The organism is Saccharopolyspora sp. NPDC045941, from assembly GCF_056431445.1.
Window position 1 is genome coordinate 26342 of the sequence record NZ_JBWKKU010000013.1, and the last position, 12833, is coordinate 39174.

The following is a 12833-nucleotide window of genomic DNA, read 5'->3' on the forward strand; positions in this document are numbered from 1 at the left end:
GGACGCTGGACTCAGGGCCGCAGTCCCGGGAACCGCCGCGTGCGCTCCACGCAGTAGACGCGCAAGCCGTCGACCAGGGCGTGGATGGAAGGCAGCGCGTAGTGCGCGGCGTCCCAGCCCGCGTGGAGGGGCACCGTCAGCGGGCCTTCGCCGGTGCGCACGATCAGGTCCCGCAGGCCGAACCGGGCCTCGTCGGTGACCAGGCAGATCCCCCGGCCCGCCGCGGCGAGGGCCTGGGCGAAGGCCGAGGAGCCGGTCTCGACGACACCGGCCGGCGTCAGGCCCTCCCGGCTGATGGCTTCGTCGACGACCAGCCGGGCCACGTTCGACCGGGTCATCACGATCAGCGGCTCGGCGACCAGCTCGGCGAGGTCGATCGTGGTGCGCCCGCCCAGCGGGTGCTCGGCGGGGACCTGGGCCAGCACCGGGGTGCGGCCCAGGAACGCCGACTCCAGCGAGGCCGGGGCCGGGAACGTCGAGATCCCGATGTCGGCGTCGCTGCGCATCAGCGTCTCGAAGACCCGGCTCGGCTCCTCCTGGATCGCGTCGCGGAGCGTGGGCCCCGCCGCGCCGCCGCCCGCCATGAACGGGGCCAGCAGGGACGCGACCGTGGCGGGTGCGGCGACCACGGTGAGCGCCGCCTCCTCCCCCTCGCCCATGGCGGCCATCGTCTCGGCGGCCTGCTCGGCGCGGCGCACCAGGTCCTGGGCGACCGGGCGGAAGCGGCGGCCGGCGGCGTTGAGCGTCAGCGATCCGGGGCGGCGTGTGAACAGCGATACCCCGAGGTCCCGCTCCAGGGCGCTCAGCTGGCGGGACAGGGACGGCTGCGCGACGTGCACCATGCGGGCCGCAGCCGTGACCGACTCGGAGTCGGCGACGGCGAGGAAGTAGCGCAGCACCCGCAGCTCCACGTCGCCCTCCCTTCGACGATGCCTCCGAGGCATCAGATTGCTAGCAATCAAGTATTAGACGACATCGGTGGCCGAACTCAAACTATGGGCTGTCCAACACCACCCGGCTCCTCCGGCGCGAACCCGCACCGAAGGCTCCGCTACCGCCGGAGACCCCATGAACGTCCCACGCCCCGCCGGGGTTGCCCGCGCCTCCAGCCAAGCACGCCGCGCGGGTCTCGCCTCGTTCGTCGGCACCACCATCGAGTGGTACGACTTCTACATCTACGGAACGGCGTCCGCGCTGGTCTTCGGGAAGCTGTTCTTCCCCGAGGTCTCGCCCACCGCGGGCGTGCTCGCCTCCTTCGCGACCTTCTGGGTCGGCTTCCTCACCCGGCCGCTGGGCGGCATCATCTTCGGGCACTTCGGCGACCGCATGGGCCGCAAGGGCACGCTGGTCACCACGCTGCTGCTGATGGGCGTCGCCACGTTCCTGATCGGCGTGCTGCCCACCCACGCGCAGATCGGCGTCGCCGCCCCGTTCCTGCTGGCGCTGCTGCGCGCCGTCCAGGGCATCGCCGTCGGCGGCGAGTGGGGCGGTGCGGTCCTGATGGCCTCCGAGAGCGCGCCGAAGGGCCGGGCCTCCTTCTTCGCGATGCTGGTGCAGCAGGGCTCCCCGGCCGGGGCGATCCTGGCCACGCTGGTCTTCCTGGCCGCGGGCACCCTGGACGACGCCGCCTTCCTCGCGTGGGGCTGGCGCGTGCCGTTCCTGCTGTCCGGGGTCCTCGTCGTGGTCGGCCTGCTGATCCGCCTGAAGGTCGAGGAGTCCGGCGAGTTCGAACGGGTCAAGTCCAGCGGCGACGTGGTGCGGCTGCCGGTCGCCGAGGTGCTGCGCACCGCCTGGCGGACCGTGCTGCTCGGCATCGGCGCCTCGATCATGGGCATCTCGACCGGCTACTTCACCAACACGTTCGTGCTCTCCTGGACCACCAACGAACTGCACATGAACCGGCAGACGATGCTGTACGTCCTGCTCGCGATCTCGGTGGTGCAGTTCGCGTGGCAGCCGATCGCCGCGCTGATCTCCGAGCGGGTCGGCGAGGCCCGGTTCATGGTGTGCTCGCTGCTGGTCAACGCCGTCGTCGCCGTCCCGATGTTCCTGCTGATCAACACCGCGCGGCCGCTGCTGGTCTTCGCCGGCATCGCGCTCGCCATCGTCAGCGGCTCCGGGTACTACGCCGTGCTGGCCGGCTTCCTCGCCCGCGCCTTCCCCTCCCGGATCCGCTACACCGGGATCTCGCTGGCCTACCAGCTCTGCTCGACGCTCATCGGCGGCACGACGCCGTTCGCGGCCCAGGCCCTGCTGACCTCCAGCGGCGGTTCCTTCTGGCCGGTGGCCGGGTTCTACGTGGCCCTGCTGCTGATCACGACCGCGAGCGTCGCCGGTCTCGCCCGCTTCGGCGCGCGGCGAGCGGCCCAGGAACAGCCCGCGCCAGCCATCGCCTGACCCATCCAGAGAAGGAGTTGACCAATCGTGCGCCTCGACGCGATCTTCCACAATGGACGGTTCACCACCCTCGACCCGGACCGTCCGGCGGCCCACACCGTCGGCGTCCTGGGCGGCCGGATCGCCGCGCTCGACGACGAGGCGGCGGGCTGCGCGTCCGACGTGGTGGTCGACCTCGGCGGCGCGCACGCCGTGCCGGGCTTCAACGACGCGCACCACCACCTCAGCCTGGTCGGCAAGGGCCTGCGCGAACTGGACGTCTCCTACGAGGCCGCGCCGAGCCTCGACGCGCTCTACCGGGCGGTGGCCGAGCGGGCGGCGACGCTGCCGGCCGACGCGTGGGTGACGGGCTCGGGCTACGACCAGAACAAGATCGGCGCCCACCCGACCGCCGAAGCGCTCGACCGGGCCGCGCAGGGTCGCCCGGTGTGGCTGATGCACACCTCGCACCACATGGCCGTGGCCAACACGGAGGCGTTCAAGCGGGCCGGGTTCACCGATCTCGCGGACGTGCCCGACATGCCGGGCGGCCACGTCGTGCGCGACGCGGGCGGGCGCGCGGTGGGGCTGCTCCAGGAGACCGCGATGCAGCTGGTCGAGCACGTGCTCCGGCCGGAGCCGTCCGAGGAGTGGGTCGCCAACATCGCCGCCGCCTCGGAGGCCGCGCTCGCGATCGGGCTGACCAGCGCGACGGAGCCGGGCATCGGCGTCGTCGACGGCATCGGCAACGGCCCCGCCGACCTGGATGCCTACATGCGCGCGCGGGAACGGGGGCTGCTCGGCGTCCGGATGACGGTCATGCCCTACATCACCGCGCTGCACGACTGCGGCGCGCTGGAGCCGGGCAACACCTGGTACGGCCTCGACCTCGGCCTGCGCACCGGGTTCGGCGACGAGTGGCTGCGCATCGGGCCGACGAAGATCCTCTCCGACGGTTCGCTGATCGGCCGGTCCGCGGCGATGTGCTGCGACTACCACGACTCCCCCGGCAACAGCGGGCTGCTGCAGTACGAGCGGGAGCAGATCCGCCGCTACATCGTCGAGGCGCACCGCTGCGGCTGGCAGGTCGCCACGCACGCCATCGGCGACGCCGCCCTCGACGTCGTCCTCGACTCCTACGCGGAGGCGCAGCGGCTGCACCCGCGCACGGATGTGCGGCACCGGATCGAGCACGCGGCGGTGACGAGCGCCGAGCAGGTCGCCCGGATCGCCGAGCTCGGCCTGATCCCGGTGCCGCAGGGCCGGTTCCTGTCGGAGATCGGCGACGGCATGCTGGCGGCCCTCGGACCCGAGCGGGGACGGCTCGCCTACCGGATGCGCTCGTTCCTGGACGCGGGCGTGGTGCTGCCGGGTTCCACGGATGCGCCGGTGGTCGCCCCCGACCCGCTGCTGAGCATCCACGACATGGTGAACCGGCGAACCGCCTCGGGCGCGCCGATCGGCCCGGACGAGGCCGTGACGGCGCACGAGGCCCTGCGCGCCTACACGATCGGCTCGGCCCACGCCGTCCACGAGGATCACGTCAAGGGCACCCTCGCCCGGGGCATGCTCGCCGACTTCACCGTCCTCAGCGACGACCTGCTGGGCGTGGCGCCGGAACGCATCGGCGAGCTCACGGTGGGCGCGACGGTGGTCGGCGGACGGATCGCCCACAACACCGGAGCGTTGAAGACCGCCTGAACGCAGCGCCGCCGCCGCACAACCCTGCGGCGGCGGTTCATGGCGCGATGATGCGGCCGTAAGGCGTGGTCAGGTGCTGCGGCGGGCGGGACAGGTGCAGTGCGGCGTGGTAGCTGCCCCCAGTCTCCTTCCCGCCGGGGTCGGCTCCGATGGCCTCGACGGCCGCGATGGCGTAGTGCTGCTCTTCCGGGTCGGTGAACCGGCGTTGCACGAAGGTGCGGTCGGCGTCGACCTCGGTGACGAGCCCGTGTTCGGCGAGGGCGTCGGCGATCGGCCGGTAGGTTCCGGTGCGCAGGACGAACGCGGCCACCCACACCGGTTCGGCCGCCGCGTGCAGCAGTTGGTGGAAGGTCCGAGCGGAGAGGAAGCTGACGCCGCCGGTCACGGTGATCAGGTTCGCCGGAGCGGCGGTCCGCAAGAACGCCGGAGACGCGGACGAGGTCTCCAGGTTCTCGGTGAAACCGGCGTCGAGCAGGCCGGCGGCCACCGCGTAGTCGATCGCGGGCGCGGCGATGTCCAGGCCCACCACCGGGACTGCGTCCGCGCGGCGGCGAGCGGCGTAAAAGTCCTTGTCGCGCTCGATCAGTTCGGCGGTCCGCAGCTCGGCCACGTCTGGCGAGGCGTAGTGGGCGTGGAGGTCGTCGAAGGTCAGGTCGTGGTTGAGCAGCGCGGCGTTGATGCCGTAGGAGCAGCACAGGTCCAGCACCGTCACCCGACCGGACTTCGCCCGTTCCGCCAGGAGGCGGCGGAACACCGGTTGGGCGTGGTGCGGCGTCCGGTAGCCGTACCGGCCGAGGCTGCGGAAGTAGGCGCGGGGGTCGGGCTGGTCGTAGATCTCGTCGAACGGCGTCCTGTTTCCCCGGGACTGCGACATGCCCCGATTCTGGCAGCGCGCCCGGGTTCCCGAGGCCCGTTGATCATCTGCAACACCTTCGGGCCAAGGCTTCGTCCAGATCGGTGAACGTGCTTGCTTTCCGGCGCACACCGCCTCCGGCGGCGCAAATCCACCGCGTCAGACGGGAGTTCGGTTCACGATCCAATATGTACTCCCGTACCGGCGTTTTGTTGTCGGGCGACAACAAAAAGTGCCACCGCCCGCACACTCCAGCACCGCGAAGTCCGCGTCAGCCCGCCTGATCGGCGGATTCCGGCAGGTTCCAGAGGCCGCTCGCGGTGCCGTTGGACACGTGCTCCTCGTAGACCGCGACCTTGTGGTCGATCAGGGCGAGGCAGTCGGTGAGCTCGTTGATCCGGTCGACGACCTGCCGCTGGTGCTCGCGCAGCAGCGCGAGCCGCTCGTCCTCGTTGCCGGGTCCGCTGCGGACCAGCTCGGCGAAGTGCCGGATGGTGGCCAGCGGCATCCCGGAGGCGCGGAACTTGGTGCAGTTGACCAGCCACTCGACATCCAGCCGGCGGTAGACGCGGCGGCCGCTGGAATTGCGCCGCACCGGGCCGATCAGCAGGCCCTCGCGTTCGTAGAAGCGCAGGGCGTGCACGCTCAGCCCGGTGCGTTCCACGACCTGTCCGATGCTGAGCTCCGAGGCGCTGTGGGTCATGCCGCGAGCCTACCGATTTGACCTAGAGCGGCCTCTAGCTCATAGCGTCCGCCGCATGACAGCAACCGCAACACCGCAGGGCAAGATCGGATCCGGGTTCGGCGCCCGCAGCACCGCCGCCGAAGTCCTGCGCGGGATCGACCTCACCGGCAAGCTCGCGATCGTCACGGGCGGCTACTCCGGCATCGGCCTGGCGACCACCCGCGCGCTCACCGACGCCGGGGCGCACGTCGTCGTCCCCGCCCGTCGGGTGGCCGAGGCGCGGGAAGCCCTCGGGGATGTCGAGGTGGCCGGGCTGGACCTCGCCGACCTGGACAGCGTCCGCGGCTTCGCCGACCGGTTCCTCGCCGCCGGCCGCCGCATCGACCTGGTCATCAACAGCGCCGGGACCATGGCCTGCCCGGAGACCCGGGTCGGTCCGGGCTGGGAGATGCAGTTCGCGGTGAACCACCTCGGCCACTTCGCGCTGATCAACCTGCTGTGGCCGGCGATCGCGCCGGGTGCGCGCGTCGTCTCGGTGTCCTCGGCGGGCCACCAGTTCTCCGGGATCCGGTGGGACGACCCGCACTTCGAGCGCGGCTACGACAGGTTCCTGGCCTACGGCCAGTCGAAGACCGCGAACGCGCTGTTCGCCACCCACCTCGACGCGCTCGGCCGGGATCGCGGCGTGCGGGCGTTCTCGCTGCACCCCGGCGCCATCCTCACGCCGCTGGTGCGCCACCTGCCCAAGGAGGAGATGGTCGCGGCGGGCTGGATCGACGCGGCGGGCAACCTGGTGAACAGCGACTTCAAGACGCCGGAGCAGGGCGCGGCGACGCAGGTCTGGGCGGCGACCTCCCCGCGGCTGGCCGGGATGGGCGGCGCCTACTGCGAGGACTGCGACATCGCCGAACCCACCGACAGCACCGAAGGCTGGACCGGCGTGCGCGACTACGTGACCGACCCGGACCAGGCAGCCCGGCTGTGGGCGCTCTCCGCCGAGCTCACCGGCGTCGACGCCTTCGCCTGACGCGGCAGCCGAGGTCGTGAGCGTTTCGGACTGCTATGGCGGTCCAAACCGCTCACGACCCCCGATCGCTCCGGCGCGCTCCGCGAGAAGCGAAGGGCGCCCCTGGCCGGCTCGGTCAGGGGCGCCCCTCGCCTCACGGCGAACAGCTTTCGATCACACCATCGGACGATCGGTGGGAGCGATCGGCGACGGCAGGATCTTGCGACCCGCCAGGTAGCGGTCGACTCCCGCCGCCGCGGAGCGGCCCTCGGCGATCGCCCAGACGATCAGGGACTGGCCGCGGCCCATGTCCCCCGCCGAGAACACTCCGTCCACACTGGACATGAAGTTCTCGTCCCGGGCGACGTTGCCGCGGGCGTCCAGTGATACGCCGAGATCCTCCAGCAGACCCGCTCGCTCCGGGCCGACGAAGCCCATCGCGAGCAGCACCAGCTGCGCGGGCAGCTCCCGCTCCGTGCCCTCGACCGGCTCGAAGCCGGTGTCGGTGCGCCGCACCTCCACCAGCCGCAGCGCCCGCACGCGGCCCTGGTCGTCGCCCACGAACTCCTGGGTGTTGACCGAGTACAGGCGCTCGCCGCCCTCCTCGTGCGCCGACGACACCCGGTAGATCATCGGGTAGGTCGGCCACGGGTGCGCCTCGGAACGCGACTCCGGCGGCATCGGCATGATCTCCAGCTGCGTCACCGAAGCCGCGCCCTGCCGGTGCGCCGTGCCGACGCAGTCCGCGCCCGTGTCACCGCCGCCGATGACGACCACGTGCTTGCCCTCGGCGTGGATCGGCGAGCGCGCGAGGTCGCCCTCCTGCACCTTGTTGGCCAGCGGCAGGTACTCCATCGCCTGGTGCACGCCGTCCAGCTCGCGTCCCGGCGCCGGCAGATCGCGCGCCTGCGTCGCACCGCCCGCGAGGACCACCGCGTCGAAGTCGTCGCGCAGCTGCTCGACCGTCACGTCCACGCCGACGTTCACGCCGGTGCGGAACTCGGTGCCCTCGGCCCGCATCTGGCCCAGCCGCCGGTCCAGCCGCTGCTTCTCCATCTTGAATTCCGGGATGCCGTAGCGCAGCAGCCCGCCGATGCGGTCCGCCCGCTCGTAGACCACGACGCTGTGGCCCACGCGGGTCAGCTGCTGCGCCGCGGCGAGCCCGGCGGGCCCGGAGCCGACCACGGCGACGTTCTTGCCCGTGCCCGCACGGGGCAGCTGCGGGCGGACGTGACCGGCTTCCCACGCCTTGTCGATGATGGTGATCTCGACCTGCTTGATGCTGACCGGGTCGGAGTTGATGCCGACCACGCAGGCCGCCTCGCACGGCGCGGGGCACAACGTCCCGGTGAACTCCGGGAAGTTGTTCGTGGCGTGCAGCCGCTCCGCGGCCTCCTGCCAGTCGTCCCGCCACACCAGGTCGTTCCACTCCGGGATCAGGTTGCCCAGCGGGCAACCCTGGTGGCAGAACGGGATCCCGCAGTCCATGCAGCGGCCGGCCTGCTTCTGCAGCTTGGGCTGTTCGAACTCCAGGTAGACCTCGCGCCAGTCCTTGATGCGCACGTCCACCGGGCGACGCCGCGGCGTTTCCCGCGGCGTCGTCATGAATCCCTTGGGATCAGCCATGTGCGGCCTCCATGATCGCCTCGTTGACGTCGCGCCCGTCGCGTTCGGCGGCGGTCCGGGCCGCGAGCACCCGCTTGAAGTCCCTCGGCATGACCTTGCCGAAGCGCTCGACGGCGGCGTCCCAGTCGGCCAGCAGCTCGCGCGCCACCGCCGACTCGGTCTGCTCGTAGTGCCGCCGGACCCGGTCGTGCAGGAACTCGCGGTCGGCGTCGTCCAGCGGGTCCAGGTCGACCATCTCGGGGTTGATCCGCCTGGCGTCCAGGTCCAGCAGGTACGCGACGCCGCCGGACATGCCGGCCGCGAAGTTGCGCCCCGTCTCGCCGAGGATCACCACGCGACCACCGGTCATGTACTCGCAACCGTGGTCGCCGACGCCTTCGACGACGGCCACGGCGCCGGAGTTGCGCACGCAGAACCGCTCGCCGACGACGCCGCGCACGAACAGCTCACCGCTGGTCGCGCCGTAGAGCAGCACGTTGCCCGCGATGATGTTCTGCTCGGCCGCGAACGGCGCGGACGCGTCCGGGCGAACGACGATCCGCCCACCGGACAAGCCCTTCCCGACGTAGTCGTTGGCGTCGCCCAGCAACCGCAGGGTGATGCCGCGCGGCACGAACGCGCCGAAGGACTGCCCGGCCGAGCCGCTGAACGTCACGTCGATGGTGTCGTCCGGCAGGCCCTCACCGCCCCACCGCCGCGTCAGCTCCGAGCCGAGCATGGTGCCGACCGTGCGGTTGACGTTGCGCACCGGCATGTCCAGCCGCACCGGGTTGCCTTCCTTCAGCGCCCCTTCGCACAGCTGGATCAGCGTGTTGTCCAGCGCCTTCTCCAGACCGTGGTCCTGCTCGGTGGTCTGGTGCCGCGCAGCGCCGCGCGGCAGTTCCGGCACGTGCGTGATCGGCGTGAGGTCGAGGCCCTGGGTCTTCCAGTGCCGCACGGCATCGGAGGTGTCGATCAGGTCGGCATGCCCGATCGCCTCGGCCAGCGACCGGAATCCCAGCTCCGCCAGGTATTCCCGCACCTCCTGCGCGATGAACTCGAAGAAGTTCACCACGTATTCGGCCTTGCCGGTGAACTTCTCGCGCAGCTGCGGGTTCTGCGTCGCCACGCCCACCGGGCAGGTGTCGAGGTGGCAGACCCGCATCATGATGCAGCCGGAGACCACCAGCGGCGCCGTGGCGAACCCGTACTCCTCGGCCCCGAGCAGGGCCGCGATCACCACGTCGCGCCCGGTCTTGAGCTGGCCGTCGGTCTGCACCACGATCCGGTCGCGCAGGTCGTTGGCCAGCAGCGTCTGCTGCGTCTCGGCCAGCCCGAGCTCCCAGGGGCCGCCGGCGTGCTTGATCGACGACAGCGGCGAGGCGCCGGTCCCGCCGTCGTGGCCGGAGATCAGCACCACGTCGGCGTGCGCCTTGGACACGCCCGCGGCGACCGTGCCGACGCCGACCTCGGACACCAGCTTGACGTGGATCCGCGCCCTGGGGTTGGCGTTCTTCAGGTCGTGGATCAGCTGCGCGAGGTCCTCGATCGAGTAGATGTCGTGGTGCGGCGGCGGCGAGATGAGGCCCACGCCCGGCGTGGAGTGCCGGGTCTTGGCCACCCACGGGTACACCTTGTGGCCGGGCAGCTGCCCGCCCTCGCCGGGCTTCGCGCCCTGCGCCATCTTGATCTGGATGTCGTCGGAGTTGACCAGGTACTCGCTGGTCACGCCGAACCGGCCGCTGGCGACCTGCTTGATCGCCGAGCGCCGCGAATCGCCGTTGGCGTCCGGGGTGAACCGATCGGCGTCCTCGCCGCCCTCACCGGTGTTGGACTTGCCGCCCAACCGGTTCATCGCGATGGCCAGCACCTCGTGCATCTCCTGCGAGATCGACCCGTAGGAGATGGCGCCGGTGGCGAACCGCTTGACGATCGACGACACCGGCTCGACCTCGTCGATCGGCACCGGCTTGCGCACGCCGTCGCGGAACTTGAACAGCCCGCGCAGGGTCATCAGCTCCTGCGACTGGTCGTCGACGGCCCGGGTGTACTCCTTGAACACCTCGTAGCGGCCGCTGCGCGTGGAGTGCTGGAGCTTGAACACCGTCTGCGGGTTGAACAGGTGCGGCTCGCCTTCGCGCCGCCACTGGTACTCGCCGCCGGTCTGCAGCGTCCGGTGCGGCGCCGCGACGTCGTCGGCGGGGTACGCCCGCCGGTGCCGGTCGGCGACTTCCTCGGCCAGCACGTCGAACCCGACGCCGCCGAGTCGCGAAGTGGTGCCGGTGAAGCACTGCCGCACGACCTCGTCGCCGAGGCCGATGGCCTCGAAGATCTGCGCGCCCGTGTAGGAGGCCACAGTGGACACTCCCATCTTGGACATGGTCTTGCGGACGCCCTTGCCCAGCGCCTTGATGAGGTTCGCGGTGGCCTGCTTGGCGTCGACGCCCTTGATCACGCCACCGCGCACCAGATCTTCGACGGTGGCCATCGCCACATACGGGTTAACGGCAGCGGCGCCGTAACCGATGAGAAGAGCGACATGGTGCACTTCCCGGACGTCGCCGGCTTCGACGATCAGGCCCACCTGGGTGCGCTTCTTCTCGCGCACCAGGTGGTGGTGCACGGCGCCGGTCGTCAGCAGCGACGGGATCGGCGCGCGCTCGACGTCGGCCGAGCGGTCCGAGAGCACCAGCACGTGCGCCCCGCTCGCCACCGCGGCCGAGACCTCGTCGCAGATCTCGTCGAGGCGCGTGCGCAGCGCCTCGCCGCCACCGGCGACGCGGAACGTCGCATCGATCACCGCGGGCTTGAGGCCCGGGTGGTCGCCGTCGTCGTCGACGTGCACGATCTTGGCGAGCTCGTCGTTGTCCAGCACCGGGAACGGCAGCGCCAGGTTGTGGCAGGCCCGCGGGTCGTGGTCGAGCAGGTTGTGCTCGGGCCCGACGTGGGTGCTCAGCGAGGTGACCAGTTCTTCCCGGATCGCGTCCAGCGGCGGGTTGGTGACCTGCGCGAACAGCTGGGTGAAGTAGTCGAACAGCTGCCGCGGCCGCTCGGAGAACGCGGCGAAGGGCACGTCGTTGCCCATCGAGCCGATCGGCTCGGCACCGGTGGTGGCCATCGGCTTGAGCAGGACGCCCAGCTCTTCCTGCGTGTAGCCGAAGACCTGCTGCCGGTGCACCAGCGAGTCGTGCGAGGGCAGCTCGCGCTCGCGCCCCGGCAGGTCCGCCAGGTGCACCACGCCCTCGTCCAGCCACTCCTGGTACGGGAATTCGGCGGCGAGCTCGCCCTTGATCTCGTCGTCGTCGATGATGCGGCCCTCGCCGGTGTCGACGAGGAACATCCGGCCCGGCTGCAGGCGGCCCTTGCGGACGACCTTGTCCGCGTCGACCTCCAGCACGCCGACCTCGCTGGCCAGCACCACGAGCCCGTCCTCGGTGACCCAGTAGCGCCCGGGCCGCAGCCCGTTGCGGTCGAGGACCGCGCCGATCTGGGTGCCGTCGGTGAACGCCACCAGCGCGGGGCCGTCCCAGGGTTCCATCAGGTAGTTGTGGAACTCGTAGAACGCGCGGCGGGCCGGGTCCATCTCGGCGTGGTTCTCCCACGCCTCGGGGATCATCATCAGCACCGCGTGCGGCAGCGACCGGCCGCCCAGGTGCAGCAGTTCCAGCACCTCGTCGAAGGTCGCCGAGTCGCTGGCGCCCGGCGTCGCGATCGGGAACAGCCGCTGCAGGTCACCGGGGATCAGATCGGTGGCCAGCATGCTCTCGCGGGTCCGCATCCAGTTGCGGTTGCCCTTGACCGTGTTGATCTCGCCGTTGTGCGCGATGAACCGGTACGGGTGCGCCAGCGGCCAGGACGGGAACGTGTTGGTGGAGAAGCGGCTGTGCACCAGGCCGATCGCGCTGGCGAACCGCTCGTCGTGCAGGTCGGGGTAGAACGCGCCGAGCTGCGCTTCGGTCAGCATCCCCTTGTAGACGATGGTGCGCGCCGACAGGCTCGGGAAGTACACGTCGGCTTCGTGCTCGGCCCGCTTGCGGACGCAGAACGCGCGCCGCTCGAACTCCAGCGCCGTCTCGCCGTGCGCGGCATCGGCGCCGTGGCCGACGTAGAGCTGACGGAAGCTCGGCATGGTCTCGCGCGCCGAACTGCCGGCGCAGCTGGGCTCCACCGGGAGTTCGCGCCAGCCGAGCAGCCGCAGGCCTTCCTCGGCCACGATCCGCTCGATGTCCGCCGCGGCCCGCGCCGCTTCGCCGGGGTCCGCGGGCAGGAATGCGGTACCCACCGCGTAGCCGCCGCGTTCGGGCAGGTCGAACGGCACGACGGCGCGGAAGAACTCGTCCGGGATCTGGGTCAGCAGCCCGACGCCGTCCCCGGTGTCCGGGTCGGCACCCTTGGCACCGCGGTGCTCCAGGTTGCGCAGCGCCGTCAGCGCTTTGGTCACCAGGTCGTGACTGCGCCGACCGCGCAGGTCGGCGACGAATGCGACACCGCAAGCGTCGTGTTCGTTGGCCGGGTCGTAAAGACCCTGGGAAGCGGCGCTGCGCTGCGCCAATTTTCTTGCATGGTGGGATTGGGGCATCAGACCTCCCGTCGTCAGGCCGCAGGTC

8 protein-coding genes are annotated in these 12833 nt (G+C 71.2%); 3 read left to right on the forward strand and 5 right to left on the reverse strand.

The features are described from left to right. Positions 1 to 11: 11 nt before the first annotated feature. Positions 12 to 911 carry a LysR family transcriptional regulator gene (locus AC07FN_RS12725; protein WP_478395743.1) on the reverse strand — a complete coding sequence of 300 codons (900 nt, stop codon included), beginning with the start codon at positions 909 to 911 and terminating at the stop codon, positions 12 to 14. Between the two features lie 157 nt (positions 912 to 1068). Between AC07FN_RS12725 and AC07FN_RS12730 the strand changes: the two genes are divergently transcribed. Both AC07FN_RS12730 and AC07FN_RS12735 read left to right on the forward strand, forming a co-directional pair. Beyond that, positions 1069 to 2397: an MFS transporter gene (locus tag AC07FN_RS12730; RefSeq protein ID WP_478395744.1), complete on the forward strand. Its 1329-nt coding sequence runs from the start codon at positions 1069 to 1071 to the stop codon at positions 2395 to 2397. Between the two features lie 27 nt (positions 2398 to 2424). Next, positions 2425 to 4077: an amidohydrolase gene (locus AC07FN_RS12735; RefSeq protein WP_478395745.1), complete on the forward strand. Its 1653-nt coding sequence runs from the start codon at positions 2425 to 2427 to the stop codon at positions 4075 to 4077. A gap of 37 nt (positions 4078 to 4114) precedes the next feature. Here the strand turns inward: AC07FN_RS12735 and AC07FN_RS12740 are convergent, their stop codons facing one another. Both AC07FN_RS12740 and AC07FN_RS12745 read right to left on the reverse strand, forming a co-directional pair. Beyond that, the gene (locus AC07FN_RS12740) at positions 4115 to 4951 is read right to left on the reverse strand and encodes a class I SAM-dependent methyltransferase (protein ID WP_478395746.1); all 837 of its coding nucleotides are present in this window, start codon (positions 4949 to 4951) and stop codon (positions 4115 to 4117) included. A gap of 250 nt (positions 4952 to 5201) precedes the next feature. After that, on the reverse strand, positions 5202 to 5633 hold the full coding sequence (locus tag AC07FN_RS12745; protein WP_132484982.1) for a MerR family transcriptional regulator: 432 nt from the start codon (positions 5631 to 5633) through the stop codon (positions 5202 to 5204). A 55-nt stretch (positions 5634 to 5688) separates the two neighbouring features. Between AC07FN_RS12745 and AC07FN_RS12750 the strand changes: the two genes are divergently transcribed. Beyond that, complete coding sequence (locus AC07FN_RS12750; protein WP_478395747.1) at positions 5689 to 6642, forward strand: SDR family NAD(P)-dependent oxidoreductase; 954 nt, start codon at positions 5689 to 5691, stop codon at positions 6640 to 6642. Between the two features lie 153 nt (positions 6643 to 6795). Here AC07FN_RS12750 and AC07FN_RS12755 read toward each other — a convergent pair whose 3' ends face one another. After that, on the reverse strand, positions 6796 to 8247 hold the full coding sequence (locus tag AC07FN_RS12755) for a glutamate synthase subunit beta (RefSeq protein ID WP_478395748.1): 1452 nt from the start codon (positions 8245 to 8247) through the stop codon (positions 6796 to 6798). Continuing rightward, positions 8240 to 12805: a glutamate synthase large subunit gene (gene gltB / locus AC07FN_RS12760; protein ID WP_478395749.1), complete on the reverse strand. Its 4566-nt coding sequence runs from the start codon at positions 12803 to 12805 to the stop codon at positions 8240 to 8242. The genes AC07FN_RS12755 and gltB overlap by 8 nt, the downstream gene beginning before the upstream one ends. Positions 12806 to 12833 lie beyond the last annotated feature (28 nt).

Bases quoted from the DNA above. Each gene is read 5' to 3' on its own strand.
- AC07FN_RS12745 (WP_132484982.1), bottom strand. From the start codon at position 5,633: ATGACCCACAGCGCCTCGGAGCTCAGCATCGGACAGGTCGTGGAACGC.
- AC07FN_RS12740 (WP_478395746.1), bottom strand. From the start codon at position 4,951: ATGTCGCAGTCCCGGGGAAACAGGACGCCGTTCGACGAGATCTACGAC.
- AC07FN_RS12730 (WP_478395744.1), top strand. From the start codon at position 1,069: ATGAACGTCCCACGCCCCGCCGGGGTTGCCCGCGCCTCCAGCCAAGCA.
- AC07FN_RS12755 (WP_478395748.1), bottom strand. From the start codon at position 8,247: ATGGCTGATCCCAAGGGATTCATGACGACGCCGCGGGAAACGCCGCGG.
- AC07FN_RS12750 (WP_478395747.1), top strand. From the start codon at position 5,689: ATGACAGCAACCGCAACACCGCAGGGCAAGATCGGATCCGGGTTCGGC.
- gltB (WP_478395749.1), bottom strand. From the start codon at position 12,805: ATGCCCCAATCCCACCATGCAAGAAAATTGGCGCAGCGCAGCGCCGCT.